General features: G+C 64.1%; 26 protein-coding genes. 11 read left to right on the top strand and 15 right to left on the bottom strand.

Annotated elements, in window-relative coordinates; all coding sequences use genetic code 11:
* Nucleotides 1-88 precede the first annotated feature (88 nt).
* The gene (locus NKH22_RS20590; protein ID WP_023673310.1) at nt 89-721 is read left to right on the top strand and encodes a pyridoxamine 5'-phosphate oxidase family protein; all 633 of its coding nucleotides are present in this window, start codon (nt 89-91) and stop codon (nt 719-721) included.
* Nucleotides 722-814: 93 nt separating this feature from the next.
* Here the strand turns inward: NKH22_RS20590 and NKH22_RS20585 are convergent, their stop codons facing one another.
* From NKH22_RS20585 to ftsE, 3 genes are all read right to left on the bottom strand, one after another.
* Nucleotides 815-1,534 (bottom strand): YdcF family protein, encoded by a 720-nt coding sequence (locus NKH22_RS20585; RefSeq protein WP_023673311.1) that lies wholly within the window; start codon nt 1,532-1,534, stop codon nt 815-817.
* 133 nt (nt 1,535-1,667) lie between these two features.
* Nucleotides 1,668-2,657, bottom strand: a complete 990-nt coding sequence (locus tag NKH22_RS20580) for a cell division protein FtsX (protein WP_023694031.1) — start codon at nt 2,655-2,657, stop codon at nt 1,668-1,670.
* Nucleotides 2,650-3,309: a cell division ATP-binding protein FtsE gene (gene ftsE / locus NKH22_RS20575; RefSeq protein ID WP_023685344.1), complete on the bottom strand. Its 660-nt coding sequence runs from the start codon at nt 3,307-3,309 to the stop codon at nt 2,650-2,652. The genes NKH22_RS20580 and ftsE overlap by 8 nt, the downstream gene beginning before the upstream one ends.
* A 174-nt stretch (nt 3,310-3,483) precedes the next feature.
* Between ftsE and NKH22_RS20570 the strand changes: the two genes are divergently transcribed.
* From NKH22_RS20570 to NKH22_RS20560, 3 genes are all read left to right on the top strand, one after another.
* The gene (locus tag NKH22_RS20570; RefSeq protein WP_023685343.1) at nt 3,484-4,119 is read left to right on the top strand and encodes a hypothetical protein; all 636 of its coding nucleotides are present in this window, start codon (nt 3,484-3,486) and stop codon (nt 4,117-4,119) included.
* 23 nt (nt 4,120-4,142) lie between these two features.
* Nucleotides 4,143-4,685, top strand: coding sequence for a hypoxanthine phosphoribosyltransferase (gene hpt / locus NKH22_RS20565; protein WP_023673315.1), 543 nt, complete (start codon nt 4,143-4,145; stop codon nt 4,683-4,685).
* 64 nt (nt 4,686-4,749) lie between these two features.
* On the top strand, nt 4,750-5,121 hold the full coding sequence (locus NKH22_RS20560; RefSeq protein WP_023673316.1) for a response regulator: 372 nt from the start codon (nt 4,750-4,752) through the stop codon (nt 5,119-5,121).
* 6 nt (nt 5,122-5,127) lie between these two features.
* Here the strand turns inward: NKH22_RS20560 and NKH22_RS20555 are convergent, their stop codons facing one another.
* Nucleotides 5,128-6,078 (bottom strand): DMT family transporter, encoded by a 951-nt coding sequence (locus NKH22_RS20555; protein ID WP_023822497.1) that lies wholly within the window; start codon nt 6,076-6,078, stop codon nt 5,128-5,130.
* A 225-nt stretch (nt 6,079-6,303) separates the two neighbouring features.
* Here NKH22_RS20555 and NKH22_RS20550 point away from each other — a divergent pair, with 225 nt between their 5' ends.
* Nucleotides 6,304-7,167: a LysR family transcriptional regulator gene (locus tag NKH22_RS20550; protein ID WP_023726969.1), complete on the top strand. Its 864-nt coding sequence runs from the start codon at nt 6,304-6,306 to the stop codon at nt 7,165-7,167.
* Here NKH22_RS20550 and NKH22_RS20545 read toward each other — a convergent pair.
* From NKH22_RS20545 to NKH22_RS20535, 3 genes are all read right to left on the bottom strand, one after another.
* Nucleotides 7,164-7,535 carry a glyoxalase superfamily protein gene (locus NKH22_RS20545; protein WP_023685340.1) on the bottom strand — a complete coding sequence of 124 codons (372 nt, stop codon included), beginning with the start codon at nt 7,533-7,535 and terminating at the stop codon, nt 7,164-7,166. The genes NKH22_RS20550 and NKH22_RS20545 overlap by 4 nt on opposite strands.
* A gap of 41 nt (nt 7,536-7,576) precedes the next feature.
* Nucleotides 7,577-10,165 carry a TIGR02302 family protein gene (locus NKH22_RS20540; protein ID WP_023822496.1) on the bottom strand — a complete coding sequence of 863 codons (2,589 nt, stop codon included), beginning with the start codon at nt 10,163-10,165 and terminating at the stop codon, nt 7,577-7,579.
* A gap of 136 nt (nt 10,166-10,301) precedes the next feature.
* Nucleotides 10,302-11,243, bottom strand: a complete 942-nt coding sequence (locus tag NKH22_RS20535) for a threonine/serine dehydratase (RefSeq protein WP_023822495.1) — start codon at nt 11,241-11,243, stop codon at nt 10,302-10,304.
* 50 nt (nt 11,244-11,293) lie between these two features.
* Between NKH22_RS20535 and NKH22_RS20530 the strand changes: the two genes are divergently transcribed.
* Entirely contained in the window at nt 11,294-11,596 is a 303-nt protein-coding gene (locus NKH22_RS20530; protein WP_352910770.1) for an ArsR/SmtB family transcription factor, read from the top strand.
* Nucleotides 11,597-11,616: 20 nt separating this feature from the next.
* On the opposite strand, the gene lysA is transcribed toward NKH22_RS20530, so the two are convergent.
* The 3 genes from lysA to argH form a co-directional block, all read right to left on the bottom strand.
* Nucleotides 11,617-12,885 (bottom strand): diaminopimelate decarboxylase, encoded by a 1,269-nt coding sequence (gene lysA / locus NKH22_RS20525; protein ID WP_023822493.1) that lies wholly within the window; start codon nt 12,883-12,885, stop codon nt 11,617-11,619.
* 64 nt (nt 12,886-12,949) lie between these two features.
* The gene (locus NKH22_RS20520) at nt 12,950-13,156 is read right to left on the bottom strand and encodes a hypothetical protein (RefSeq protein WP_023673325.1); all 207 of its coding nucleotides are present in this window, start codon (nt 13,154-13,156) and stop codon (nt 12,950-12,952) included.
* A gap of 68 nt (nt 13,157-13,224) precedes the next feature.
* Nucleotides 13,225-14,625: an argininosuccinate lyase gene (gene argH / locus NKH22_RS20515; protein WP_352910769.1), complete on the bottom strand. Its 1,401-nt coding sequence runs from the start codon at nt 14,623-14,625 to the stop codon at nt 13,225-13,227.
* A 34-nt stretch (nt 14,626-14,659) separates the two neighbouring features.
* Here argH and tlpA point away from each other — a divergent pair, with 34 nt between their 5' ends.
* Nucleotides 14,660-15,352, top strand: a complete 693-nt coding sequence (gene tlpA, locus NKH22_RS20510; RefSeq protein WP_023804537.1) for a thiol:disulfide interchange protein TlpA — start codon at nt 14,660-14,662, stop codon at nt 15,350-15,352.
* Here the strand turns inward: tlpA and NKH22_RS20505 are convergent.
* Nucleotides 15,349-17,796: a bifunctional diguanylate cyclase/phosphodiesterase gene (locus NKH22_RS20505; protein ID WP_352910856.1), complete on the bottom strand. Its 2,448-nt coding sequence runs from the start codon at nt 17,794-17,796 to the stop codon at nt 15,349-15,351. The two genes, tlpA and NKH22_RS20505, sit on opposite strands and share 4 nt — an antisense overlap.
* Nucleotides 17,797-17,942: 146 nt before the next feature.
* A complete protein-coding gene (locus NKH22_RS20500) occupies nt 17,943-18,089 on the bottom strand; it encodes a hypothetical protein (RefSeq protein WP_023694020.1) in 147 nt (48 codons plus the stop codon).
* Nucleotides 18,090-18,274: 185 nt separating this feature from the next.
* Between NKH22_RS20500 and ugpB the strand changes: the two genes are divergently transcribed.
* The 4 genes from ugpB (at nt 18,275) to NKH22_RS20480 (ending at nt 22,468) form a co-directional block, all read left to right on the top strand.
* A complete protein-coding gene (gene ugpB / locus NKH22_RS20495) occupies nt 18,275-19,585 on the top strand; it encodes a sn-glycerol-3-phosphate ABC transporter substrate-binding protein UgpB (protein WP_352910767.1) in 1,311 nt (436 codons plus the stop codon).
* Between the two features lie 71 nt (nt 19,586-19,656).
* Entirely contained in the window at nt 19,657-20,541 is an 885-nt protein-coding gene (ugpA, locus tag NKH22_RS20490; RefSeq protein WP_023731064.1) for a sn-glycerol-3-phosphate ABC transporter permease UgpA, read from the top strand.
* Nucleotides 20,542-20,550: 9 nt separating this feature from the next.
* Nucleotides 20,551-21,399: a sn-glycerol-3-phosphate ABC transporter permease UgpE gene (gene ugpE / locus NKH22_RS20485; RefSeq protein WP_352806930.1), complete on the top strand. Its 849-nt coding sequence runs from the start codon at nt 20,551-20,553 to the stop codon at nt 21,397-21,399.
* Nucleotides 21,400-21,406: 7 nt separating this feature from the next.
* The gene (locus NKH22_RS20480; RefSeq protein WP_352910764.1) at nt 21,407-22,468 is read left to right on the top strand and encodes a sn-glycerol-3-phosphate import ATP-binding protein UgpC; all 1,062 of its coding nucleotides are present in this window, start codon (nt 21,407-21,409) and stop codon (nt 22,466-22,468) included.
* Nucleotides 22,469-22,503: 35 nt separating this feature from the next.
* Here the strand turns inward: NKH22_RS20480 and NKH22_RS20475 are convergent, their stop codons facing one another.
* The 3 genes from NKH22_RS20475 to NKH22_RS20465 all read right to left on the bottom strand — a co-directional run bounded on the left by NKH22_RS20475 (nt 22,504) and on the right by NKH22_RS20465 (nt 26,316).
* Entirely contained in the window at nt 22,504-23,586 is a 1,083-nt protein-coding gene (locus tag NKH22_RS20475) for an ABC transporter ATP-binding protein (RefSeq protein ID WP_352910763.1), read from the bottom strand.
* Nucleotides 23,583-25,154 (bottom strand): ABC transporter permease, encoded by a 1,572-nt coding sequence (locus tag NKH22_RS20470; protein WP_023737454.1) that lies wholly within the window; start codon nt 25,152-25,154, stop codon nt 23,583-23,585. The genes NKH22_RS20475 and NKH22_RS20470 overlap by 4 nt, the downstream gene beginning before the upstream one ends.
* 154 nt (nt 25,155-25,308) lie before the next feature.
* Nucleotides 25,309-26,316 (bottom strand): iron ABC transporter substrate-binding protein, encoded by a 1,008-nt coding sequence (locus NKH22_RS20465; protein WP_023698702.1) that lies wholly within the window; start codon nt 26,314-26,316, stop codon nt 25,309-25,311.
* Nucleotides 26,317-26,368: the final 52 nt, after the last annotated feature.

Here is a 26,368-nt window from a genome sequence, read left to right as displayed (position 1 = left end):
GCTTGCAACTATGCCATCTACATCCAAAACATGGAAGGACCTACCTCTTCGCGTACAATGGCCGTGTTTCGACCTCGCGGAGGCTTCCATGAATGCTCATACTTTCACCAGCGATGTCGCCTTCACGCCGACGGTCAAGGCGATCCAGACCCGCAAAGGTTCGCGCAAGGGCTATGCCAGCGCCGAGGAGCGCGGCGGATGGCGCGCCCATATGACGCCCGACCTCGCCGACTTCATCGCGGCGCAGACCAGCGTCTTCCTGTCGACGGCAAATGGCGAGGGTCAGCCCTATATCCAGCATCGCGGCGGGCCAGCCGGCTTCCTCAAGGTGCTGGACGAGAAGACCATCGGCTTTGCCGATTTCTCCGGGAACAGGCAGTTCATCACGCAGGGGAATCTCGCCGACAACAACCAGGCATTCCTGTTCCTGATCGACTATGCGCATCGCCAGCGCGTCAAGATCTGGGGCACGGCGCGCGTCGTCGAGGACGATGCCGAGCTTCTGGCAAGGCTGATGCCGCAGGACTACAAGGCGCGCCCCGAGCAGGTCATCCTGTTCACCGTCTCGGCTTGGGATGCCAATTGCCCGCAACACATTCCGCAGCGATTCGAGGCCGCCGATGTCGCGGCCGCACTCGCCGAACGCGACAAGCGGATTGAAAGCCTCGAACAGGAGATTGCGCGGCTGCGTGGCGCGGAAGACGGCACGGCCAAGGGGTAATCGAGCGCCGTCAGAGTCGTCTGTCTGGACGCAATAGGGAAAGCGTACGTGCTTTTCCCGGGAAAACCGCTACACACTTTTCCTGGAATTGCTTTAGTCCTTGGCGGTCGAAACCTCGGCCAGTGCGACGCTGTCGGCAGTCTGGCGGACCGGGACGACGCCGCGCGCAAGCGCCAGCAGGTATTTGCTGTATTCGGTCAGAAGCACGCGTAGCGCTTCCGGCTTGGTCAGCCAGTCGCCATTGTCCAGATTGGTGTTGACCACCGGATAGGGTTCAAGCCTGGCGCCATGCAGCAGGCGGCCCATCTCGAGCAGGCTGCGCGGCATGTGGTAATTGTTGGTGACGAGGATGACGCTGCCATAGGCGTGGCTCTCCACCCATTTAGCGCTTTCCTCGGCATTGCCGATCGTGTCGAGCGCGGCGCGGTCGATGTCGACACAGCAGGAAAACAGCGCCTTGTCGCCGCCGGTAGCAGCCTGCAATTGGCGGCGGCTGGCAGAGGGATGCACGCCTGAGATCAGCAGCCGCTCGCCCTTGCCGGAGGCAAGCAGATCGAGTGCTGCGTCGAGGCGGGCCTGACCGCCGGTCAAGACGATGATCGCATCGGCCTTGGCCGGGTTGGTCGGGGTCGTCATGTGGCTGACCTTGCTGGCGAACCAGCCGAAGCCACCGGCAAACAGGGCCACCAGCAGCAGTAGACAGAGGGAGGCGAGACGCAGGGCGGTGCGCAAACGGCCCAGCCCGGTACGCACACGCAAACGCACCACTGGCATCTGTCCAGCCGTTCCGGTCGACTCCCGCGCGTTCATCATCCTATGGTTAATCCTGAAATGCCTTTTTGGTAAGGAAAAAAGCGCACATTGCGTTACGTCGGTTTTCGATCCGTGATCGTCCCTTCCATTCCTGTCCTTGCCCCCGAACTGTTTTCGCTTCTGCCCTCACGGTTCACCCCGCATCCGGCTGGCGGACATCGATGTCGCTGAGATAGGCGACGACGGTGGCGTGCGAGGTCGCCGCTGTCAGTCCGCCGATCACCAGCACCATCAGGCCGACGCCGAGATAGCCTGCCGATCCGATGGCGAAATTGCCGAACAAAGCGGTGGCCTGGTCGGCCTGCGGCGTTGCCATGTTGCGCGACGACCACCAGGAAAAGACGATGAAAACCAGGATCGCGGCTGCGCCGCCGGCGGCCGCGCCCTTCATGCCGGTGACCAGGAAATGCCAGCGGAATTCGCGCGCGATGAAGCGCGCCTCGGCGCCGACGAAATGCAGCACTTCGATGATATGGCCGTTACCCGCCATAGCGCCGCGCGTCGCAAACACTACGGTCAGCACCGTCGCCGACAGCATCAGGACCAGCACGGCGATGCCGATGGTGACCGTGGTGCGGGCCATGGCGACCAGCCGGTCGACCCATGTACGGTGATCGTCGAGCGAAGCACTCGGCAGCTTGGGCGTGAGCGCCGCACGGATGGCGCTAAAGTCGGGCGGACTGGTCTCGTCGATGTTGACGATGATCAGGCGCGGCACCGGCAATTCGTCGATATTCAGGCCCGAGCCCAGCCATGGCTCCAACAGACGCGCGGTGGCGTCGCGATCGATGATCCGGGTTTCCTTCACGCCGGGGAATTCGCCGACGATCTGCGAGGCCTGGGCAAGGGCTGCCTCCATGTCGAGGCCGTCGACCGGTTTGATCTGAATCGTCGCCTCGCGCGAGATCTGGTTTTCCCAGATCGAGGCAGTGTCGCGCACCAGCGTGACGGCGCCGAAAGTCAGGCAGGACAGGAAGGTCATGATGGCGATGACCAGCACCAAGGCGCGGCCGGCAATATTCTGCGCCGGCACGATCGGCGCCATGCGGCGCTGGACGCGCTGCGTCGTCGTCGCGGGCTCGGCGGCGTCTTCATGCAGCTGTTCGGCCGATAGCTCAGTCATAAATATCCAGCCTTCCGCCGGCCAGGATCATGCGGCGCGCGTCGACCTGCTCCATCAGGCCGAGATCGTGAGTGGCGATCACCACCGCGGTGCCGAGCCGGTTGAGCTCAATGAACAGCCTGAGCAACCGGCGCGCCAGCGGCGGGTCGACATTGCCGGTCGGCTCGTCGGCAAGCAGGATTTCGGGCTGTTCGATCAAGGCCCGGGCGATTGCCGCGCGCTGCTTTTCGCCACCCGAAAGGACCGGCGGCAACACATGCATGCGCTCGCCCAGGCCAACCCATTTCAAAAGTTCGGTGACGTCGGTGCGGTAGCTCGCTTCCTCGCGGCCGCGCACGCGCAGCGGCAGAGCGACATTCTCATAGGTGGTCATGTGGTCGAGCAGGCGGAAATCCTGGAACACCACGCCGATGCGGCGCCTGAGATGCGGCAGTTCAGCGCGCGAGATGCGCGAGCGGTCCTTGCCGAAGATGGTGATCAGCCCGCGTGTCGGCTTCAGCGACATGAACAGAAGGCGCAGCAGCGTCGTCTTGCCGGCGCCGGAGGGCCCGCTCAGGAACTGGAAGGAGCTCTCCGGAATGTGCAGGGAGATGTCGCGGAGGATTTCCGGACCCATGCCATAGCGGAGGCCGACATTTTCGAAGCGGATCACGTGCGACGACCTGAGGGCGGCGGCGTGCCAGCCCTTTCTGTCCAACGACCATCGGCCGCCATGGTTAACCGTCGGTTAATTTTCGCTGTTTTTGAGTGCGTCACAAGGGTTCCGGTGGGGAAGCGTTAACCATTTCCATTTACGCAAAAGAAACGAAGAGGCAACAGCGGGGCCATGATGGCTGAGCAACGAACCGCGCGCCCGGTTTCCGGCGAAATCATGACCGGGACAAGTGTCGCACCGGAATCGCGGCCTGTGGCGACCGACATCGTCGATGCGGATTATGAGGTGCTGCCGCAGCTGATCCCACTGATAGAAGCCATGCCGACGCCGGCGCGCGACATCGCGACGCCGTCGATGGAAGGCATGGAGATGCTGCGCAAATCAGATGCGTCAGCCGGGCGGCCGGCATCGCGTGGCGGGCCGATCTTCTGGATTGCCGGCATCGGTGCGGCGCTTGCCGCCTTCTGGGTCTCGGGTGGCCACGCGCTGGTGCGCCAGACGCCGTTCTGGTCAGTCGAACAGCCGGAGGGCGCCGTACTCAGCATTGCCGGCGTCACGTCGCGTGTCGACGCCTCAGGACCCGCCCCGGTGCTGTTCGTGGATGGCGAGGCCGTCAATGACGGTTTGAAGGCGGGACAATTGCCGCCGCTGGAGATACGTGTCACCGGCAATGACAGCCGCATCACCCGTTATACTCTGGGGACATCCAACCGTTCTCTGGCGCCCGGCGAAAGATTCGGCTTTTCCAGCCGCCTCGATGTGCCTAGAAACGGCGTCAAGGCCGTGGCGGTCACCTTCGCCGGCTAGTCGGTTCTCTGGAAAGGTTGTTGATGCCAGTTGTGCGCGGCAAGGACATCGAGGTCCTGTTTTCGGCGTCCGCGATCGCGCGGCGCAATCTCGAACTCGCCAAGGAGATCGCCGAGCACGACTATCACGACCTGCTGGTGATTTCGGTGCTGAAGGGCTCGTTCATCTTCGCCGCCGATCTGATCCGCGCCATGCACGATGTCGGGCTGTCGCCGGAGGTCGAGTTCATCTTCATTTCCAGCTATGGCGCCGGCACCACCAGCGGCGAGGTGAGGGTGCTGCGCGACATCGACAATGAGGTCGCCGGCCGCGACGTGCTGCTGATCGACGATATCCTGGAGTCGGGCAAGACGCTCTCCTTCACCCGCAACCTGATGCTGTCGCGCGGCGCCAAAAGCTGCGCCATCGCGGTGCTGTTGGACAAGCGCATGCGCCGCCAGACGGAGCTGAACGCCGACTATGTCGGCTTCGACTGTCCCGATTACTTCGTCGTCGGCTACGGCATGGACGTCGCTCACGCTTTTCGCGAACTGCCGTTTGTCGGTGTCGTCAAAGGCGATGCCTGAGAAAAGGCCCCCGACGCTTCAAATTTTCAGAAAAAGTCAACTTTTGCCCGCCAAATTCCGGCCCATGGCAAAGCTTCTGATCGTCGAGGACGATGAGTCCGTCCGCACCCTCGCCGCCCGCGCGCTCGAACGCGCCGGGCACTCGATCGATATCGCCGCCGACGGCGCGCAGGGGCTGGCGATGGTCAGTGCTGCAGGCGGCGGTTACGACCTCGTCGTCTCCGATATCCGCATGCCGGAAATGGATGGCATCGAGATGGCGATCGCCGCAGCCAGGCTTTTCCCTGACATGAAGATCCTGCTGATGACCGGCTATGCCGACCAGCGCGAGCGCGCCGAGGAATTGAACGGCATCATTATCGACGTCGTGCAAAAGCCTTTCACGCTGGCCGAAATCCGCTCGCGGGTCGACCAGGCGCTCGCCTGCTTCGCCTGACACGCTTCAGGCGGCATCCTGAGACGCGGCGAGGACAGGCGCAGCGCTCCTGCGCCGCTCGGTGTTGAGCGCCAGCAGCCCGGCGCCGATGATCAGCGCCGCACCGATGGCGGTGGTCGAGCGCGGCACCTCGTTGAAGAACAGGAAGCCCCACAACGGCGACCAGATGATCCCTGTGTATTCGAAGGTGGCGACGCGGTTGGCTGGCGCCAGCCGATAGGCCTGCGACAGAAGGATCATGCCCGCGGAAGCGACGAAGCCGCAGGCGGCCATCTTGAGGAAATCCGGTGTCGTCGGCCAGACCCACGGCCGCACCAGGAATTCGAGGCTCGGATGGACCGCGTGGGTTATGCCGGCAAGCCAGAACGTGCCGGCAACCATAGCGGCCCCGACCAGATAGGCGCCGTTCTGGTAGAAGGCCATGACGGTGGAGGATTCTGTGTCGCCGATCTTGCGCGCCATCAGCTGCGAAAAGCCGTAGAGCAGCGCCGAGCCCAGCGACAACAGGGCCGCCCAGTCGAACAGGCCTGCGCCCGGGCGCAGCATCACGACCACGCCCAGCATGCCGATCAGCACGGTGGCCAGCGCCTGCCATGACACACGCTCGCCGAGATAGGGCCCGGCCATCGCCATGATGAACAGCGGCGCCATGAAGTAGAGCGCCACCGCATCGGCCAGCGGCAGAGCGGCGATCGCCAGATAGTAGACGGTATAGGAGCTGAACTGGATGAAGGCGCGGATCGTCAGCAGGCCAAACCGCTTCGAGGCGATGGCCCGCAGGCCGACATCGGCGCGAACGAGAACGACCAGGATCGGCAAAGCGACGATCGAGCGGATCCACATCACCTCGGTCACGGGATAGCCGGCCGACACCGCCTTGACCAGCGGGTCCTGGAGCGAGAACACCAGCACGCCAAGGCACAGGCTGATGATGCCGAGAACGATCCGGTTGCGCATGTTGTTCTGCCGGCCCTTGCCTTACTGCCCGCAGCCGCCCGGCCATGGGGTAAAAAGAACCCGCCACCGTTTCGGGCAGCGGGTATGAGTGAGGACTCTTTGATTGGTCCGCAGCCGGTTTCGCGGCGGCACATCCAATGGGTGAGCGGACTATGCTGCGGCGTTTGACATGTTGCAAACGAATTGGAATGATACCAGCGATCAAATTTGCTTATGACGGATTCGATGCGGCCAGCCCTCGACAGCGATCTCCTGCGCACCTTCGTCGCCATTGCCGAAGCGGGCAATTTCACCCGGGCGGCGGAGCAGGCCGGGCGCACCCAGTCGGCGGTGTCGATGCAGATGAAGAAGCTCGAGGAGCTGGTCGGCGACAGCCTGTTCGAACGCGGCTCGCGCGGCGTGGCGCTGACGCGCCGTGGCGGCGAGCTGATCGTCAATGCCCGCCGCATCGTCTCTCTGCTCGACGAGACGGCGGCATCGATGGCGGCGGCACCGCTTGGCGGGCCTGTGCGCATCGGCATTCCCGAGGAATATGGTCACGCCATCCTGTCGCGCGCGCTCGGCGCCTTCTCGAAGCGTCACACCAAGGTCGAGGTCACCGTGCGCTATGCACATTCGGGCGCCCAGCTGGCAGCGTTGGCGGCCGGTGAACTCGACCTCGCCGTGGTGTTCGAATGGCAGGATCCTTCCGGCGGCGAGGTGCTGATGCACGATCCGACCGTGTGGGTGACATCGAGCCTGCATCACATGCATGAGGAGCGGCCGGTGCCGATCGCGCTCTACAACCGGGCCGGCTGGTGCAAGGACTTTGCCATCAAATCGCTTGAGCAGCGTGGGCTGGCCTACCGTGTCGCCTATACCAGCGACACCACCGGCGGCCTGAAGCTCGCCGTCACCTCTGGCCTGGCGATCGCGCCGATCTCGCACAGCAATATTCCGGATGGCTGTCGTGAACTCACCGCCGCTGACGGGTTCGGCCATATCGATTCCTCGAATGTGGTGATGCACCGCAGCCCAAATGCCTCAGGCGAAGCTATCGACGGCATGCAGGAGGCGATCCGCGAGGCGTTCGTCAACCGGCCGGCTTAGTCTGTTGCATCCTCGTAGAAATGCAGGCGATTGCCGAAGGGGTCGCCGACCGACACTTCACGGGTCTGCCACGACGTGGTTTCGAGGCCCGGCCGGGCGTAGCGGTATCTCTTGCCGATCAGTTCGCGGTGCAATGCCGCGATGTCCTCAACCTTGATGCGCATGGCTATACCCGGCGCGCCGTCGCCATGATGTTCGCTCAGATGCAGGACACAGCCGTCGCGGATTACACCCATGTAGAGCGGCGCATTGTCGTCGAAGCGGTGCTCGAACTCGACCTTGAAGCCGAGAAAGTCGACATAGAATTCGCGTGCCTTGGCGATGTCGAAGATGCGCAGGATGGGCGTGACGGCACCGAGTTTCGGCATGGCGCTGATACCATTCAGTTCGACGGATGTTGCCTTGGAGGCTACTTCAGCTCCAGCAGCCGCTCGAGGTAGCTGCGCTCGATGTCGGGGCTGAGCGCGTTGCCGAGCCGCTTGCGAATCGCCTCGAGAATCTGGCGGGCGCGCTGCACGTCGATCTCGTCGGGCACCTTCACCGAATCGCCGAAATCGGGTCCGCGGCTGGCGCGCGGTCGGCCCAGCGGATCGCGGCCGGCGTCCTGTTGGCGGCCGCCTTCCTGGCTGCCGCCCTGGTCGCCCTGCATCGCCTGCAGCTGCTTCATCATCTCCTTGGCGCCCTTGCGCAGCGCTTCCAGCGCGCGACCCTGGTGGCCGACTGCCTGGTCGCCTTCGCCTTCGCCAAGCGACTTTTCGGCATTGCCCATGGATTTGCCAGCGTCGCCAAACCCCTCATTGGGTTGCATGCCCATGCCTTCCAGGCCCTTCTTCAGCTTGTCGAGTTCGCTCTGCAACTGGCCCTGGCCTTCCTGCAACTGCTTCATCGCATCGGCGAATTCCTGCGGTGTCATCGACTTCGGCCGGGCGAGAGGATCGCGATCCTTGCCGACGCCCGGCTGGTCCGGGTCGTCGCCATTGCCTTCGCCGGGCTGCTGATTATCTCCGCGCTGCATCTGGTCCATGCGGTAGGTGTCGTTCATCATCTCCTGCTGGCGGCGCATGATCTCGCCCAGCTTGTCCATCTGCTGGCGCATCTCGCTGTCCTGCTCGCCGCCCTGCTGCTGACGGCCGGCCTGCAGGTTGTTCATCATGTTTTCCAGCTGCGACAGCAGCTCCTGCGCCTTGTCGCGGTCGCCCGACTTCGCCAGGTTCTCGATCTGGTCCATCATGCGGTCGATATCACTCTGACGCAGCTCGCGACCATTCTGCTGCATCTGCGGCGCGTTCGGGTTCTGCTTGGCGCGCTCGGCGAATTCCTGCAGGAATTCGTTCATCGCCTCGCGCAGTTCCTTCATCGCCTTTTCGATCTCTTCGTCGCTGGCGCCGCGCTTGATGGCGTCCTGCAGCGCCTGCTGGGCCTGGCGGAGCCGCTTTTCGGCGGACGAGAGATTGCCTTCCTCGATGCCGAGCGCGATTTCCCAGAGATAGGCAACCTCGTTGCGCAACTGATCGTCGCTGTCCGACATCTTCAGCCGGCTGCGGGCGCTCATGATGGCGAGGTAATGCGACATGTTGTCGAACGTGTCCTCGGGCCGCAGCGTGATGGCGTCCATCAGGTCGAGCACGCGCGGCTTGGCATTGGCGTCGAGCGCCAGTAGGCGGCGCTGCTCGACCACCGCCCGCGCCAGCGGGTTGGCGAAGGGCCGCTCCGGCATCACAATAGTCTTGGTTTCGCTGGTCGCGGTGTGTCCGGCATCGTCGGTGGCGACAAGCGACAGCTTGATGCTGGCGCCGGCCCAGACGTGCTCGGTGAGGTCCTTGGTGGTCTTGGCGGCGTTCGCCTTGCCGCCGCGGCGCGGCAGCGCCAGCGGCAGGTCAGGCGGACCGTAGAGCGGATGCGCATCGGGCGCCGCCGGATCGGCCAGCGCGAAAACCGCCTTGGCGGTGGCCGCGCCATAGTCGTCGTCGATCTGGTAGTTGAGCTCGAAGGCGCCGTTGACGGCGCGCTTGGGCTCGCCGACGAAGCGGATCGTCGGCGGCTTGTCGGGGATCACCGCGAAGGCCCAGCGACCGAGATCGGCTTCGCCCGACTTCAGCGTCAGCGTCCCGTCGGCGGTCAGCTTGCCGGTGAACTGGCGCAGCTTGGGGGTCGCGGGGTTGACCGCCGCTGCCTTGACGGCCGCCACCTGTGGTCCCGACGGGTCGATGGCGCGAGCATTGCCGCCCTTGTCGGCAAAGCTTAGCGTTTCCTCGCCGGAGCCGCCGGTCACGCGCAGCGAGACGTCGCTGCCTTGCGGCACGGTGAAGGTGGCAACCGCCTGCTTGGCGTTGCCATCGATGACTGGCGCGGTCAAGAAGATGGGCGGCTTGCCGGTATAGGCCGGCGGGGTCACCCAGGCATCGATGCGCGGCGGTACGATGTCGCGCGCCGCATGGGCACTGAAACCATCGGACAGCCTGCCGCCGGACGGTCCGAAGGAAAAGGCAAAAGCGGTGACCAACAGCAGCGCCGCCACGGCACGCAATGCCCACGGATCGCGCTCCGGCACGCGGGTACGCGGCAGGTCGGCGCCAAGGCTGCCGAGCTTGTCGGCCATGCGCTTTTGGTGTTCGCGCCACAACGCCTGGGAAAAGATGCTTTCCTTGCCGCTGGGACGGTCGGTCTGCACCAGCACCGGGCTGTGCTGCAGCTGGTTGGCGGCCTCGATACGGCGGTCGATTTCAGCGGCGGATGGAAGCTTGAAGAAACGCAGCGGGTAGAGCGCCGCCAGCGTGGCAATACCGAACGCCGTGACCAGGATAATGCGCGCAATGTCAGGCAGCCGGGGGAAAAGGCCGAGCCAGGAGAGGCTGAGAAACAGGCTGGCGACGATGAGCAGCGGCAGAAGCAGCGGCCAGCCGCGCTCGACCGTCATCGAGACCCGTGTCGCCAGCCGGCTCAGGGCAAGCCGCCCGGTCAGGCTGCGATCGCCACTGGAAATGGGGCGTTCCGTCATTGGCCCTTCCTGCCCGGGCGGGATAGCCCGGACTCAACAAGCAGAAGTTTACCAGCAAACACGGCAAAGGCGAGGCGGTTCCGGAAAACTTGAAAAGCTTTGGCGGGTTTGCGTCCCACTTCAGTCGCAGCAAGGTTTAGAATTTCGTGGGATCGGTGTTCGAGCCGCATACCAGGACCGCGATCCGTTCGCCCGGCGCCGGGGTGTAGCGGCCGGACAAGAGAGCCGCAAAGGCAGCGGCCCCACCCGGCTCGGCGATGATACGCACCCGCTCCCACAGCGCCTTCTGCGCGGCAATGATGGCGTCGTCGGTGACCAGAATGGAGCGCTCGACAAAAGCCTCGGCGATCGGGAACATCATCTCGCCGACGCGCTTGGGCGCCAGCGAATCGGCGGCGACGCCTTCGGCCGGCGCATCGACGGGGTGGCCGGCTTCGAAGGCGTGATGCAGCGTCGGCGCGCCTTCGGGCTCGATGGCGATGATCCTGATGCGGCCGGCAAACCAGGCGGCGATGCCGCCGATCAGGCCGCCGCCGCCGACAGCGACCAGCAGCGTGTCGATGTCGGGCAGATCGTTTTCGATTTCGAGGCCGAGCGTGCCCTGGCCGACCAATGTTTCCTCCTGGTTGAAGGCATGGATTTGCAGCGCCCCGGTCTTTTCAGCAAAAGCCTCGCTGGCGGCCAGCGCCTCGGCATAGCGGGCGCCGCCGACGATCAGTTCGGCGCCGTAGCCGCGGATGCGCTGCAGCTTGGCCGCCGGGCTGACTTCGGGAACGAAGATCGTCGCCTTGTGGCCAAGCCGCATGGCGGCATAGGCGACCGCAGCACCATGATTGCCGCCCGAAGCCGCAACCACGCCGGCCGCAGGCACCGGCCGTTCGAGCAGATTGGTGAAGGCGCCGCGCGCCTTGAACGAGCCGGAATGCTGCAGGCATTCGAGCTTGAGGTCAACCGCCTGCGGCGGCCGGTCGAAATCGGCCATGTCGACGCGCAGCACCGGCGTGTGCCTGATATAGGGGCGGATGCGCGGTTCCATCGCGGCGATGCGTTCGCGCGTGACGGTGTTGCCGTTCGTCATGACCATCTCCTTGGGATTGACAGCAATTAGTAACTTGGCAAAATGGCTAAATGCAAGAGGTTGAAGTCTTCAAGGCAGTCGCCAACGAACGCAGGCTGCAGATCCTCGACTGGCTGAAGGATCCGCAGGCGCATTTCCCGGCCCAGGCAGACGGCGATCTGGTCGAGGACGGCGTTTGCGCGCTGCTGATCGCGGAGAAGCTCGGCATTACGCAGGCGACGCTCTCCGAACATATGCGCGTGCTTACCCAGGCCGGCCTGCTGCGCCCCAAGCGCATCAAGCAATGGACGTTCTACCGCCGCGACGAGGACAGGATCGCCGACACAAGGATGCTCATCCAGAACCGGCTGTAGCGCAGCCGGCGCTGCGGCTTCTATTTCAGCCAGTCGGGCACCGAATCCAGGCCGATCAGCTCGTCATAGGTCTGGCGCCGGCGCACGACGTGGAAACGGTCGCCGTCGACCAGAACCTCAGGCACAAGTAGGCGGGTGTTGTAGGTGCCGGATTGCACCGCGCCATAGGCGCCGGCGGTGGTGACGGCAATGAGGTCGCCAGACTTGAGCCGGGGCAGGTCACGGTCGAGGCCGAGATAGTCGCCGGTCTCGCAGACCGGGCCGACGACGTCGACCGCCATGCGCGGCGTGTCGGCCGGCGGCTGCACCACCGGCTTGATGTCGTGGAAGGCATCGTAGAGCGTCGGCCGGATCAGATCGTTCATGGCGGCGTCGACGACGAGGAAGTTCTTGGCGTCGCCTTTCTTCACGAATATCACTTCCGAGACCAGGATGCCGGCATTGCCGACGATCAGCCGGCCCGGCTCGAACATCACCTTCACCCCAAGCTTTGTCAGATGCTTCCTGACGATATCGGCATAGGCATCGGGCAGAGGCGGCGGGCTGTTGTCTGTGCGGTAGGGGATGCCGAGGCCGCCGCCGAGATCGACATGCTCGACGGCGTGGCCATCGGCGCGCAGCGCGCCGACCAGTTCCGCCAGAAGCGCGAAAGCATCGTCAAAGGGCTGCAACTCGGTGATCTGGCTGCCGATATGGGTATCGATGCCGATGGGCTTGGTGCCCGGCAAACCGGCCGCGCGGGCATAGACCTGGCGCGCCCTTTGCCATGGAATGCCGAACTTGTTCTCGGCCTTGCCGGTGGAGATCTTCCTGTGCGTCCTGGCGTCGACATCCGGGTTGATGCGCAGCGAGACCGGCGCCACCTTGCCGAGCGCGGTGGCGCGGGCCGACAGCAACTCCAGCTCCGGCTCGGATTCGACATTGAAGCAGAGAATGCCGGCCTCGAGCGCAAAATCCATTTCGCGCGCGGTCTTGCCGACGCCCGAGAATACGATCTTGCTGGCCGGGATGCCGGCGGCGAGCGCGCGGCGCATTTCGCCTTCCGAGACGGTATCGGCGCCGGCGCCGAGCTTTGCCAGCGTCCGCAGCACCGCCTGGTTGGAATTCGCCTTCAAGGCGTAACAGACCAGCGTGTCGAGACCGGCAAAAGCCCCGGCGAACACCCGGTAGTGCCTCGTCAAGGTTGCCGTCGAATAACAATAGAACGGCGTGCCGACGCTTGCGGCGATGTCTGGTATCGCCACGTCCTCGGCATGGAGCACGCCGTCGCGGTAGTCGAAATGGTTCACGAGAGTGTTTCCGGAAGTTGGAGCACGAGACCTGGCCAGAAAGACCAAGCCGGTCTCATCGGCTCTAGATCAGCGGGTCCAGGATGAACTTCTTGTCCACGACCGGTTTTTCCGGCTCTGGCGGCACCGGCTGTTTGGCGCGCTCGGCGTCCTTGCGGGCCTGGACGGCCGCTTCATAGGGCGTGTCGAGACCAGCCTTACGGCCGCAAGCGGTCACGGCAGCCATCGCCGTCAGCAGCGTCAGCGTCACCAAAATCCTGCTCGCGGTCATCGATCCATCCGTCCGAAACTTTATGTGCTGCGCTTTTAACCGAGTTTTAGGCGCATTGCACCCCGGCATCATGCCTTGGCGATGCGCTTTTTCCAGCTGCGGATCTGCTTCCTGACCTCCGATGGCGCGGTGCCGCCGAAACTGGTGCGGCTCTTCACCGAATTCTGCACCGCCAGAACCGAGAAGATGTCTGCCGTGATGCCGGGGTTGATCGACTGCAGATCCTCCAGCGACAGCTTTTCAAGGCTCACCTTCTTCTCTTCGGCCAACGCCACCGCGCCGCCGGTGACATGGTGTGCCTCACGGAAGGGCAGGCCCAGCGTGCGCACCAGCCAGTCGGCGAGGTCGGTCGCGGTCGCGTGGCCCGAGCCGGCGGCCTTTTTCATGGCGGCGGCATTGACCGTCATGTCGCGCACCATGCCGGTCATCGCCGCCAGCATCAGATCGAGCGTCTCGGCGGCGTCGAAGACCGATTCCTTGTCTTCCTGCATGTCCTTGCCGTAGGTCAGCGGCATGCCCTTCATCACCGTCAAAAGGCCGACCAGATGGCCGGTGACGCGGCCGGTCTTGCCGCGCACCAGTTCGGCGGCGTCCGGGTTCTTCTTCTGCGGCATGATTGAGGAGCCGGTGGAGAAACTGTCCGACAGCCTGACGAAGCCGAATTGCGGCGTCGACCAGATGATGATTTCTTCGGCGAGCCGCGACAGATGCGTGGCGGAGATCGCCACCAGGCTCAAAAACTCCAGCGCGAAATCGCGGTCGGAGACGCTGTCCAACGAATTGCGCATCGGCTCGCGGAAGCCGAGCGCCTTGGCGGTCTTGTGGCGATCGATCGGAAAACTGGTGCCGGCAAGCGCTGCCGCGCCGAGCGGGCTTTCATCCATCCGCTCGATGGCGTCGCGGACGCGCGACAGGTCGCGCGAAAACATCTCGACATAGGCCATGCAATGGTGGCCGAAGGTCACCGGCTGCGCCGCCTGCATGTGGGTGAAGCCGGGCATCACGGTCGCCGCATGCTCCTCGGCGCGATCGAGCAAGGCTGAGATCAGCCCCTTCAGCGCCTCGGCGACGCGAAAGCACTCGTCCTTGACCCAGAGCCGGAGATCCACCGCCACCTGGTCGTTGCGTGACCGCGCCGTGTGCAGGCGGCCGGCGGCCGGGCCGACCAGATCGGCGAGGCGGGCCTCGATGTTCATGTGAATGTCTTCCAGCCGGGTCGAGAACTCGAACGTGCCGGCCTCGATCTCTTTCAGGATCGTGTTCAGCCCGTGAGCGATCTTTTCTTGGTCGGCCGCCGAAATAATGCCCGTTTCAGCCAGCATCTCGCTGTGGGCGATCGAACCTCTTATGTCTTGCGCATAGAGTTTGCGGTCGAACGAAATCGACGCGTTGATCGCTTCCATGATCGCGGCCGGACCCGAGGCAAAACGTCCGCCCCACATCTGGTTGCTGGCCTTCTTGTCGCTCATCGCTATAACCCGTGCTCCGGAGCAGTCTTAGAAAATGGCAGACGGTAGCAGATACTTCCCGGCCCCGCGCCTGATCCTCGCCGCTTTGCTGGCGGGCGTGCTGGCCGGCGTGGTCGCGGTATATGTCAGCGAGAGCGGGTCTGGCAACAACGCAGCCACCGGCAGCGCACCTGCGGCCGGCGCGGGCAACAGCAAGGACGACGTCGCCTGCGCCGCCAAGAGCGACCGCGCCAAAAAGGTTGCCGCCGCGGCCACCGGCCAGGTGGCGGCATTGCTGCCCGCCGATCCGCCGCAATCGCTGAAAAGTCTCGCCTTCAACGGTCCCGACGGCAAGCCGATGACGATCGCCGATCATGCCGGCAAGACCGTGCTGCTCAATTTGTGGGCGACGTGGTGCGCGCCCTGCCGCGCCGAAATGCCGGCTCTCGACGCCTTGCAGAAGGAAAAGGGCAGCGATGCCTTCGAAGTGGTCGCGGTCAATGTCGATGCCGGCGACGATGTGAAGCCGAAGAAGTTCCTAGCCGATATCGGCATCGGGTCGCTCGGCTACTACCGCGATTCGACGCTGGCGCTGTTCAACGACGTCAAGACGCGTGGCTTGGCGCTAGGCCTCCCCGTCACCATGCTGATCGACGGCGAAGGCTGCCTGATCGCGCATATGAACGGACCGGCCGAATGGTCGGGACCGGATGCCAAGCGCCTGGTCGAGGCCGCACTCGCCCCTTAGGATGAGCGCAGGGCCGCCGCCGGCGGCAGCATCAAGATGCTGCCGCCGCTTTGTTTGACGCTGGCGTCGTCGTGTGCCGCCGGCGCCGCGACGCCGGTCAGTTCGCTGAACGCCTCGATCGGGCTCGGCCGGCCTAGATAGTAGCCCTGGCCGATCTCGCAGGCCTCGGCGTCGAGGAATTTCAGCTCGCCCAGCGTCTCGACGCCCTCGGCCAGAACCGGCAGGCCGAGACCGCGGCCAAGCCCCAGAACGGCGCGCACGATGGCTGCCACCTGGCCGTTGCTGTCGACTGATTTGATGAATGAGCCGTCGATCTTGATCTTGTCGAAGGGGAAGGCGCGGAGATTGGACAGCGAGGAGTAGCCGGTGCCGAAATCGTCCATCGCCACACGCACGCCAAGCGCCTTCACCTGGCGCAAGGTCGCCAGCGCGCGCGGCATGTCCTTGACCAGCGCCGTTTCGGTGATCTCGAGTTCGAGCCTGCCGGGCGTCAGGCCGGAGCCGAGCAGGACTTCATGCACCTTGCGGCTGAAATTCGGATTGTGGAGCTGCACCGCCGAGACATTGACCGCGACGGTGAGAGGGTTCTTCCAGCGCGCTGCCTCGGCGCAGGCCGTCGCCAGCACCCATTCGCCGATCTGGATGATGACGCCGCTGTCTTCGGCCACCGGGATGAAGGTCGCCGGCGACACGTCGCCGCGCTGTGGATGGCGCCAGCGGATCAGCGCTTCGAACCCGACCATCCGCCCGCTGCTGATCTCCTTTTGTGGCTGGTAGACGAGGCGAAACTCATCGCGCGCCATGGCCTGGCGCAGTTCGTGCTCCATCACGCGCCGGTCTCGCGCCTCGGCGCCCATCGAGGCCTCGAAGTAACGGTAGGTGTCCTTGCCCTCGGCCTTGGCGCGGTAGAGCGCGGTGTCGGCGTGGCTGACCAGGAGTGTCGGCTCATCGGCGTCGAGCGGATAAAGTGCAATGCCGATGCTGGCCGACACCAGCCCGCCACCGACCGACAGCCGGTTTTCCTCGCGCATGGCCGCCAGCACCGCCTCGGCGATGCGGCCGGCCGCCTGCGGATCGGGAAGGTTCGGAGCGATGATGGCGAACTCGTCGCCGCCGAGACGCGCCAGCATCTGTCCGTGGCGGAGCACGGCGGAGGCGCACAGCGCCACCTTCTGCAGCATGGCATCGCCGGCGCCATGCCCGAACAGGTCGTTCACTTCCTTGAAGCGGTCGAGGTCGAGCAGCAGCAGCGCAAGATGCCCACCCTTGCCGCCGCGGTCCATTGCGGCAATTTCGGCCTCGAGCCGGCCGGAGAAACTGCGGCGGTTGGGGAGCCCGGTCAGCGGGTCGAAATGGGCGAGGCGCAGGATCTCCTGCTCGGCCTTCCTGCGTTCGCGGATGTCGCGCACGGCGACCACGCTGTGCCGCTTGCCGCAATAATCGATGCTCCTGGCGATAAGTTCGACGGGGATGGTGGCGCCGTCATGGGCTCTGAGTTCGGCTTCCTGTGCCTGTCCGCTGCAGTCGGACATGCCGGCCGCGGTGCGTTCGCCGAAGAGGTCGCCAAGCAGCATCGCGTTCAGCACTTCCGGCGCAATGCCGGTTAGCGCGGCGATGCTGTCATTGGCGCTGACGATGCGGGCGCCGTCGCAGACGATCAGCCCCTCGACGGCGGCGTTGGCGAGGCCGTGCATGCGCTCGGCCTCGAGCTTGTGACGCCGGAAGCGAAGGTCGATCCACAATGCTGCGGCTGAAAGCACCAGGATAGCCATGCTGACTGCAGCGGCGGCGAAGGCCTGCGACACCGGTTCGACCGTGAACTGCGATATCTCGATGGAGGAGTCCGGGAAGATCGACACCGCGCCCATGGCGATGAAGTGCAGGCTGCAGATCGCCAGCGTCAACAGGATGGCGGCGGCGATTGTGGCCTGCATGGACGGCCGTCGCAACACGACCAGCAGCGCCAGCGCGGCGAGGGTCACGCCTGCCAGCACCGAGACGCCGACCAGCAGCGGGTTCCAGACGATGCGCCCTTCGACCTCGAAAGCGGCCATGCCGATATAGTGCATGGCGGCGATACCAGCGCCGAGGACCGCGCCGCCGACCAGAGGGTAGTCGATGCCCCGGCGCAAGGTGGCGATCCACATGCCCGCAGCGGTCAGGGCGACGGAACCGGCGAGCGAAAGCGCCGACATTTCCGTATTGTAGGCGTTGGGGATTCCGGGAGAAAAGGCAAGCATTGCGATGAAGTGCGTCGCCCAGATACCGAAGCCGGTGGAAGTGGCTGCTATCATCAGCCAGGTATAGCGGTTGCGCTCGCTCGAGCGGTCGACATGGCGAAGCAGGTTGACCGCCGAGAAGGAAGAAATACCGCAAATGAGCGCTGCCAGTGCGACCAGTCTCAGATCGTGCTCATGCACGATACAATTATAGACCGTCAGCATCTCGCCCACCTGCTCTCCCACAGCAATCAAGCCGTCCACTTGATTAGTATGCCACGCTTGACGAAGAATCGGTTATGCGAACTACAACTACAGCGGGTTTTTCGGGTTGTACGTTGCGGCGATCCTGTCTCATTCCAGACGCACGGTTACAGCAGCGCCTGGCGCGATGCCGCTCGGCCGATCTCGATCTGGCCGAGCGCCGGTTTGGCGGCCTCACGGTGCAGGTGCGTGGCGCTGTCACGCGGGCCCTTCACGCATCGCTGGGCGGTCGGCGATCCTTGCAGGCCCACCATGCCCCATTCTATCGCTGAGCCGGCTTGGCATTTCTCTCTGTCCTCGTTGCAAGGCGAGGGGGCGCGAAGTTAGCCGGGTATGAAATTCACGAAACAGCAACAAATCCGTTGTCCGATTGTCATCAGCGACACATATTGCCTTTGCGGGAGTGCCCCTTTCGCCAATGACAAACGGGAGATGAAACATGAAGTTGTTCGGCTTTGCGGCCGGTGTTGCCGCCACCTTGACCCTGCTTTCCACCCCCTCCGCCTTCGCCGCCACCCAGATCAGTTGGTGGCATGCCATGACCGGCGCGAATGCCGAGGTGGTCGACAAGATCGCCAAGGATTTCAATGCCAGCCAGAGCGACTATGAAATTCTCCCTGTTTTCAAGGGCACCTATCCCGAAACGCTGAATGCCGGCATCGCTGCCTATCGTGCGGGGCAAGCGCCCGACATCATCCAGGTGTTCGACGTGGGTACCGGCGTCATGATGGCAGCCGAAGGTGCGATCAAACCGGTGGCCGATGTGCTAACCAGCGCCGGCGTGACCTTCGACAAGAGCCAGTATTTGCCCGGCATCGTCGGTTACTATTCGAAGCCGGACGGGACCATGCTGTCCTTCCCCTATAATTCCTCGTCGCCCATCCTCTACTACAACAAGGATATTTTCCAGAAGGCCGGGCTTGATGTGAACAACCCGCCAAAGACTTGGAACGAGGTGTGGGAAGCCGCCAAGAAGATCAAGGCGAGCGGCGCCGCTTCCTGCGGCTATACCTCGACGTGGTTGACCTGGATCCACCTTGAGGCCTTCGCGGCCTGGAACGACGTTTCCTATGGCACCAACCAGAACGGACTTGCCGGAACCGACGTCGAGCTCAAGATCAATGCGCCGATCTTCGTCAATCATTTCCAGGCGCTCGCCGACCTGGCCAAGGATGGCACCTTCAAATATGGCGGCCGTACCTCCGAAGCCAAGCAGATCTTTCTTGCCGGCGAATGCGGCATCTTCACCGAATCGTCGGGGGGTCTCGGTGACATCGTCAAGTCGGGCATGAACTACGGCATCGGCCAGCTTCCCTATGATAGTGACGCCAAGGGCGCGCCCCAGAACACCACGCCGGGCGGCGCCAGCCTGTGGGTGTTCGGCAACAAATCGGACGAGGAATACAAGGGCGTCGCGGCGTTCTTCTCCTACCTCTCCAAGACCGAAGTGCAGGAGTACCTGCATCAGAAGTCGGGCTATCTGCCGGTGACGCTCGCTGCCTATGAGGCGACCAAGAAGTCCGGCTTCTATGACAAGAACCCGGGCCGTGAGACGCCGATCCTGCAGATGCTGGGCAAGGCGCCGACCGAGAACTCGAAGGGCGTGCGCCTCGTCAACCTGCCGCAGGTGCGCGACATCGAGAACGAGGAGTTCGAGAAGATGCTGGCCGGCCAGCAGACTGCGCAGCAGGCGCTCGACAACGCGGTCGCACGCGGCAACAAGGCGATTCAGGAAGCGATCGCAAACTGAAGCGATTTGTCAGTTGAACCTCGTCCACGCGGACCCGCGTGGACGATTTCCTGAATAGCGAGGGAATCACCCTGTCTCCACGCGTCGTCTTTCCCAACAAGACCCTGCCTTACCTGCTGGTGGCGCCGCAACTCGCCATTACGCTGATCTTTTTCTACTGGCCGACCGGGCAGGCGCTCTACCAGTCGATGCTCAGGGAAGACCCGTTCGGGCTGAAGAGCAAGTTCGTCGGGCTCGCCAATTTTCGCAAGGTGCTGGCCGACCCGGCCTACCTCAACTCGATCAAAGTTACGCTGGTGTTCTCTCTGGCGACCGCGATCGTCGCCATGGGTGTGGCCCTGTTGCTTGCCGTCATGGCCGAGAAGGTGGTGCGCGGCAAAGGCCTCTATCGCACGCTGCTGATCTGGCCGTATGCGGTGGCGCCGGCGATTGCCGGCATGTTGTGGCTGTTTCTGTTCAACCCCTCGATCGGTTCGCTGGCCTACGCCTTGAGAGGTCTCGGCATTGCCTGGGATCCTTTGCTTAACGGCAACCAAGCCATGATCCTGCTGGTGTCTGCGGCTGCCTGGAAGCAGATCAGCTACAATTTCCTGTTCTTCGTCGCCGGGCTGCAGGCGGTGCCGAAGACGTTGATAGAGGCGGCGGCCATGGACGGCGCCGGGGAGACGAAGCGCTTCTGGACCATCGTCTTCCCGCTGCTCGCGCCGACGACCTTCTTCCTGCTGGTCGTCAACACGGTCTATGCGCTGTTCGACACTTTCGGTATCGTCCATGCGGTCACCGGCGGCGGGCCGGGCAAGGCCACCGAGACGCTGGTCTACAAGGTCTACAATGACGGTTTCGTCAATTTGATCCTCGGCGATTCGGCCGCGCAGTCGGTCATCCTGATGGTCATCGTCATCTCACTCACGGCCATCCAGTTCCGCTATGTGGAACGCAAAGTCCACTACGGTTGAGCGCGAGCGATGATTGGTCAGTCCCCGCTTCGCGCCCTCATCGCCCACGCCGTGCTCATCCTGGGCATCCTGATCGTCGCTTTCCCGATCTACTACACCTTCGTTGCCTCCACGCAGACGCTGCAGACCATCCTCAAGCCGCCATTGCCTCTTTTGCCCGGCGACCAGGTCTGGAACAATTACAGCGAGGCGCTGTTTGGCGGTGTCGGCCGCATCGGCGGCGTCAGTGTCGGCCGATTGCTGCTCAACACCACGATCATGGCGCTCGGCATCGCGGTGGGGAAGATTTTCATCTCGATCCTTTCGGCCTATGCGATCGTGTTCTTCCGTTTTCCGCTTCGGATGGTCTTCTTCTGGCTGATCTTCATCACGCTGATGCTTCCCGTCGAGGTGCGCATCCTGCCGACCTACAAGGTGATGGTCGATCTCGGCATGATCGACACCTATGCCGGCCTGATCGTCCCGCTGATCGCCTCGGCCACCGCCACGCTTCTGTTTCGCCAGTTCTTCATGACCATTCCAGGTGAGTTGGTGGAAGCGGCGCGTGTCGACGGCGCCGGACCATGGCGCTTCTTTTTCGACATCCTGCTGCCGCTGTCGCGCACCAACATCGCAGCACTGTTCGTCATCCTCTTCATCTATGGCTGGACGCAGTACCTGTGGCCGCTGCTCGTCACCAACAGCAACGACATGAACACCATCGTCATCGCACTTAGAAAGATGGTTTCCTTCGCCGATGCCGATACCCAATGGCATCTGGTCATGGTCACCGCGATGCTGGCCATACTGCCGCCGATCCTGATCGTGGTGCTGATGCAACGCTGGTTCGTGCGCGGACTTGTCGATTCCGAAAAGTGAGAAGCCGATGGCGACCGTCGATCTGAAGGATGTGAAGAAGGTCTATCCCAGCGGCGTCGAGGCGGTGAGGGGTGTCTCCATCGCCATTCCCGACAAGGAGCTTTGCGTGCTGGTTGGGCCGTCCGGCTGCGGCAAGTCCACGCTGCTGCGGATGATCGCCGGGCTTGAGACCATTTCTTCCGGCACCGTCGCCATCGACGGCAAGATCGTTAACACGATCGGTCCGACCGAGCGCGACATCGCCATGGTGTTCCAGAACTATGCGCTCTATCCACATATGAAGGTCTACGAAAACATGGCCTACGGGTTGCGCAACCGGGGTACTCCCAAGGACGAGATCGACAGCAGGGTTCGCTCGACCGCCAAGGTGCTGGAGCTCACGGCGCTGCTCGACCGGCGCCCGCGCGAGCTTTCCGGCGGCCAGCGCCAGCGCGTGGCCATGGGTCGCGCAATCGTGCGCAATCCAAAAGTCTTCCTGTTCGACGAACCGCTTTCCAACCTCGACGCCAAACTGCGCGGCCAGATGCGGGTCGAAATCAAGAATTTGCAGCGCTCGCTCGGTGTCACCTCGGTCTACGTCACCCACGACCAGCTTGAGGCGATGACGCTGGCCGATATTCTCGTCGTCATGAATGGCGGGTTGGTCGAGCAGACGGGCGCGCCGCTCGACATCTACGAGAAGCCGGCATCGACCTTCGTCGCCTCCTTCATCGGAGCGCCGCCAATGAACCTTCTGCCTCTTTCGCAAGGACCGGCTGGTCCGGCGCTGACCGACGGCAAGACGGTTGACTTCGCGCCTACGAACGCCGCCACGCTTGGCTTCCGCCCTGAGGATGCCGACGTCACCTTCAGTGCCGAGGCATCATCCGGCGCGCTTATTCTGCCTGCGGCGGTCGAGGCGGTCGAACCTGTGGGAGCCGAAAGCTTTCTTCACTGTGCCGCCGGCGGCAACCGCATCGTCGTGCGTGTGGCCGGCCGCGCCACGGCCAAACCCGGCGATCAACTGCGCGTCGTGGCCAGGGCCGAGAAGCTGCATTGGTTCGACAATGCTGGGAAACGAGTCGATTGACGCAGCCGCTCGCGCCAATCCGACGCATCGGCAGTTCAGGCGAAGACATGCGCCTTGCCGGAAACTGTCAGACGCACGATCTCGCCGACGGCAGGTGCGTCGATTCCCGGCTTGCGTAAGGTCAGCGGTGTGCTGCCGATCGCCGCGGCGTCCGGCGGATCGGGGTTGTTCAACAGCCGCACGGCAATGGTGCACATCGAGCCTGCGAATTCCGAGTCCGTCACCTCGGCGAATATCGTGCCCGCAGGACCCGACATGCCTTCGCGCGACGTGCGCTTCACCTGCACCTGCTCCGGTCGCAGCATGATGCGGGCGATGTCGCGCCGTTCCTTCGAGTCGACGGCTATGCGACCAAGCGAGGAGGTGGCGAAGCCGCCTGAAATCTTTGCCGGCAAGATGATGGCGTCGCCAAGAAACTCGGCAACCATGCGGTCTTTCGGCTGCAGATAGAGTTCTCGCGGTGTGCCGATCTGAGAGAACTTTCCGTCGCGCATGACCGCCACCTGGCTGGCGAAGGACAGCGCCTCGGCCTGGTCGTGGGTGACCAGGATGGTGGTGATGCCGGCGGCTTCGAGTAGTTCGGCGACCGCCTTGCGCATCGAGGCGCGCAGACCGGTGTCGAGCGCCGAGAACGGTTCGTCGAGAAGCATCAGCCTGGGCTTCATCGCCATGGCGCGGGCCAGCGCCACGCGCTGCTGCTGGCCGCCGGAGAGCTGGTGCGGGCGGCGCTTGAGGATCGCCTTGTCCAGCCCGACGGTATAGGCGAGCTCGGCGATGCGCTCGGCGCGCTGGTCCTCGCCGCGGGCCATGCCAAAGCCGATATTGTCGCCGATGCTGAGATGCGGGAACAGGGCGCCGTCCTGCGCCACCAGGCCGATGCCGCGGCGGTGCGCCGGCACCGCATGGCCGCCATTGGCCAGCACCTCGCCGTCGAGCACGACGCGGCCCTGGTCGGGCGCCTCGAAGCCGGCGATCAGCCGCAGCAACGTCGTCTTGCCGCAGCCGGACGGGCCGACGATCGCGGTGCGACTGCCGCTTGCGGCGCTGAGCTCGATGCCGGCAAGGGCTGCGACCGGGCCGTAGTGCTTGGTGAGGCCATTGATTTCGAGAAAGCTCATCGCCCGGCCATCCGTTTCGACTGGACATAGAGCAGCCAGGTCAGCGGCAGCGACATCGCCACCATGATGAAGGCGTAAGGGGCGGCGGAGGCATAGTCGATCTCGCCGCTATAGGACCAGAACGCCATGGCCAGCGTGCGCGTGCCGTTGGGCGCCAGCATCTGGGTGGCGGTCAGCTCGTTCATGATGCCGAGCGCGACCAGCGCCATGCCGGCCGCAGCCCCCGGCGCCGACAGGCGAATCGTTGTCGACCAAAGCGCCTTCAGCGGCGGCCGGCCAAGGCTGGCGGCGGCGCGTTCGAGCTCGACCGGCGCCTGTGCGATCGAGGCTCTGAGGCTGATCAAGGCGCGCGGCAGGAACATCAGGGCATAGGCGACCAGGATTGTGAACAGCGTCTGGTAGAGCGGCATGGCGATGCGCACGGTAATGGTGACCAAGGCCAGCGCGATGACCACGCCGGGCAGCGAACCGACAATGTAGTTGCAGCCTTCGAGCAGCCGCTGCAGCGGTCCCGGCGCGCGGATCGAGATCCAGGCCATCGGCATGGCGGCGATGGTCGCAAGCAAGGCGCCGGCCAGCGCCAGGAACAGCGTCTGGCCAAGCGCCAGGCCGATCTCGTCCAAACGCCAGACATCGGCGCCGCCGGCGACCAGCCAGCGGCCGATGGTGACGAAGGGCACGCCGATGGCGAGAAGCGTGGCGATGGCAGGCAGAGCCAGGCAGGGCAGGGTGGCGCGACCGAGCCTGGTGCGCTGCTGGCGGCGCGCGGCACCCGAGCCTACGCGGGCATAGCGTTCCTCGCCGCGCACCAGCACCTCCAGCGCGAGCAGCACGAAGCAGCAAGTCACCAGGACGCCGGCCAGCATGTTGGCGGCGGGACCGTTGAAGGTCGACTGGAACTGGTCGACGATCGCCGTGGTGAAAGTGTCGAAGCGGATGAAGACGTAGAGGCCGTATTCGGCCAGCAGATGCAGGCCGACCAGCAGCGCGCCGCCGCAAATGGCCAGTCTCAGCTGCGGCAGCACGACACGCCAAAACACCCGCCATGGTCCAAGGCCGAGTGCTGCGGCTGCGTCCTCCAAAGCAGGATCGAGCCGGCGCAGAGCCGCCGCCAGCGGCAGATAGAGGAACGGGAAATAGGCGAGAACCGAGACCAGCACGCCGGCCCACAGGCCGTGCAAGGTCGGCACCATGGTGATCCAGGCATAAGAGTGCACGAAGGCGGGGATGGCGAGCGGCGCCACCGACAGCCAGGCCCACAGGCGGGCGCCGGGCAGGTCGCTGCGCTCGGTCAGCCATGCCAGCGTCACCGACAGCACGGTGGCGATCGGCACGGTGAGCGCCACCAGAAGCACGGTGTTGACCAGAAGTTCGCCGACGCGCGGCCGGAAGACCAGGGCCGAAGCAGTGTCCCAGCCGATCTGCACACCGATCCAGATGATGAACGCCAGCGGCAGCAGCGACAGCAGCGAGACAATTATGGCGGCAAGCGCGATCCAGGACATGGGCTTCCGGCGGGACCGCCCGACTGTCTGGCCTGAACGTGCGAGATCGACCGCAGTTTGCATCAGCTCGACCGCGCCACTGCCGCCGGGGCGGGGGCGCCGCAGGCGCGGCCGGAAACGCAATGTGTCGTCATGGACAATGCCATCTCGAAAACAGAGCGCTCCTGCGGAAAGTCCGGCAGGAGCGCAATCGTTGCCCTTTTAGGACGAACCCAGCCTAAAGCAAGCCGGCTGCCGTCATCAGGTCCGTCACCTTTTTGGAGTTCAGTGTCGCCGGATCGACCTTCGGCGCCTGCAGGTCGGCCAGCGGCACCAGCTTGGGATTGGACTGCGCGTCCTTGCCGATAGCGTATTCGAAGGACGTGCCGGTCTTCAGCACGTCCTGGCCGCCTTTCCCGGTCACCCATTTGAGGAACGCCTGGGCTTCCTTCGGGTGTTTGCTCGAGGCGAGCACGCCGCCGCCGGAGATCGAGACGAAAGCGCCGGGATCCTGGTTCTTGAAATAATGCAGTTCGACGTTCTTGCTGTTTTCGCCGGTCTTTGCCTGATCGCCGAAATAGTAATAGTGGTAGATGATTCCGCCTTCGATCTCGCCGGCATTGACCGCCTTCATCACCGTGCCGTTGCCCTTGTAGGCGGTGAAATTCTCCTTCATGGCCTTCAGCCAGTCGGCGGTTGCGGCTTCGCCCTTGAGCTCGAGCAGCGCGCTGACGATGGCCTGAAAATCGGCGCCGGAAGGCGAGGCTGCCCAGCGGCCTTTCCAGGCGGGATCGGCGAGATCGAGCATCGATTTGGGCAGCTTTTCGGCCGTGAGCTTGGTCTTGTTGTAGGCAAAGACGGTGCTGCGCGCCGCGACACCCACCCATTTGCCGCTGCTCGGCTGGAATTCGGCCGGGACTTGCGCCAGCGTGTCGGCGTCGACCGGCGCGAAAAGGCCCGCCGCTTCGACCAGAGTCATGGCCGGCGAGTTCTCGGTCAGGAACACGTCGGCCGGCGAAGAAGCGCCCTCGGCGACGATCTGGTTGGAGAAATCGCTGTCGCCGCCATTGCGCAGCGTGACCTTGATGCCGGTTTCCTTGGTGAAACCTTCGACCCATTCCTTGGCCAGGCTCTCATGCTGGGCGTTGTAGACGATGATGCCGGCATCCGCGGCCATCGCCGGCCCGGCGATCATGCTCACGGCCAGCGCTGTGGCCCCCGCTAGGGTGGAGAGCGTGTATCTCATGGCGTCATCCTCAATCTCGGTGGTTCTGGTTTCGCAGGCTGCACCTATCGAT

This window comes from Mesorhizobium sp. M1252 (genome assembly GCF_040318265.1).
GTDB lineage: Bacteria > Pseudomonadota > Alphaproteobacteria > Rhizobiales > Rhizobiaceae > Mesorhizobium.
Note: the sequence above shows the minus strand (reverse complement) of the source record. Positions and strands in the feature narration are given on the sequence as shown.

Excerpts from the sequence above, each read along its gene's own strand:
- NKH22_RS20590 (WP_023673310.1), top strand. The coding sequence starts at position 89 with ATGAATGCTCATACTTTCACCAGCGATGTCGCCTTCACGCCGACGGTC.
- NKH22_RS20585 (WP_023673311.1), bottom strand. The coding sequence starts at position 1,534 with ATGATGAACGCGCGGGAGTCGACCGGAACGGCTGGACAGATGCCAGTG.
- NKH22_RS20580 (WP_023694031.1), bottom strand. The coding sequence starts at position 2,657 with ATGACTGAGCTATCGGCCGAACAGCTGCATGAAGACGCCGCCGAGCCC.
- NKH22_RS20570 (WP_023685343.1), top strand. The coding sequence starts at position 3,484 with ATGATGGCTGAGCAACGAACCGCGCGCCCGGTTTCCGGCGAAATCATG.
- hpt (WP_023673315.1), top strand. The coding sequence starts at position 4,143 with ATGCCAGTTGTGCGCGGCAAGGACATCGAGGTCCTGTTTTCGGCGTCC.
- NKH22_RS20560 (WP_023673316.1), top strand. The coding sequence starts at position 4,750 with ATGGCAAAGCTTCTGATCGTCGAGGACGATGAGTCCGTCCGCACCCTC.
- NKH22_RS20555 (WP_023822497.1), bottom strand. The coding sequence starts at position 6,078 with ATGCGCAACCGGATCGTTCTCGGCATCATCAGCCTGTGCCTTGGCGTG.
- NKH22_RS20550 (WP_023726969.1), top strand. The coding sequence starts at position 6,304 with ATGCGGCCAGCCCTCGACAGCGATCTCCTGCGCACCTTCGTCGCCATT.
- NKH22_RS20545 (WP_023685340.1), bottom strand. The coding sequence starts at position 7,535 with ATGCCGAAACTCGGTGCCGTCACGCCCATCCTGCGCATCTTCGACATC.
- NKH22_RS20540 (WP_023822496.1), bottom strand. The coding sequence starts at position 10,165 with ATGACGGAACGCCCCATTTCCAGTGGCGATCGCAGCCTGACCGGGCGG.
- NKH22_RS20535 (WP_023822495.1), bottom strand. The coding sequence starts at position 11,243 with ATGACGAACGGCAACACCGTCACGCGCGAACGCATCGCCGCGATGGAA.
- NKH22_RS20530 (WP_352910770.1), top strand. The coding sequence starts at position 11,294 with ATGCAAGAGGTTGAAGTCTTCAAGGCAGTCGCCAACGAACGCAGGCTG.
- NKH22_RS20520 (WP_023673325.1), bottom strand. The coding sequence starts at position 13,156 with ATGACCGCGAGCAGGATTTTGGTGACGCTGACGCTGCTGACGGCGATG.
- argH (WP_352910769.1), bottom strand. The coding sequence starts at position 14,625 with ATGAGCGACAAGAAGGCCAGCAACCAGATGTGGGGCGGACGTTTTGCC.
- tlpA (WP_023804537.1), top strand. The coding sequence starts at position 14,660 with ATGGCAGACGGTAGCAGATACTTCCCGGCCCCGCGCCTGATCCTCGCC.
- NKH22_RS20505 (WP_352910856.1), bottom strand. The coding sequence starts at position 17,796 with ATGCTGACGGTCTATAATTGTATCGTGCATGAGCACGATCTGAGACTG.
- NKH22_RS20500 (WP_023694020.1), bottom strand. The coding sequence starts at position 18,089 with ATGGTGGGCCTGCAAGGATCGCCGACCGCCCAGCGATGCGTGAAGGGC.
- ugpB (WP_352910767.1), top strand. The coding sequence starts at position 18,275 with ATGAAGTTGTTCGGCTTTGCGGCCGGTGTTGCCGCCACCTTGACCCTG.
- ugpE (WP_352806930.1), top strand. The coding sequence starts at position 20,551 with ATGATTGGTCAGTCCCCGCTTCGCGCCCTCATCGCCCACGCCGTGCTC.
- NKH22_RS20480 (WP_352910764.1), top strand. The coding sequence starts at position 21,407 with ATGGCGACCGTCGATCTGAAGGATGTGAAGAAGGTCTATCCCAGCGGC.
- NKH22_RS20475 (WP_352910763.1), bottom strand. The coding sequence starts at position 23,586 with ATGAGCTTTCTCGAAATCAATGGCCTCACCAAGCACTACGGCCCGGTC.
- NKH22_RS20470 (WP_023737454.1), bottom strand. The coding sequence starts at position 25,154 with ATGCAAACTGCGGTCGATCTCGCACGTTCAGGCCAGACAGTCGGGCGG.
- NKH22_RS20465 (WP_023698702.1), bottom strand. The coding sequence starts at position 26,316 with ATGAGATACACGCTCTCCACCCTAGCGGGGGCCACAGCGCTGGCCGTG.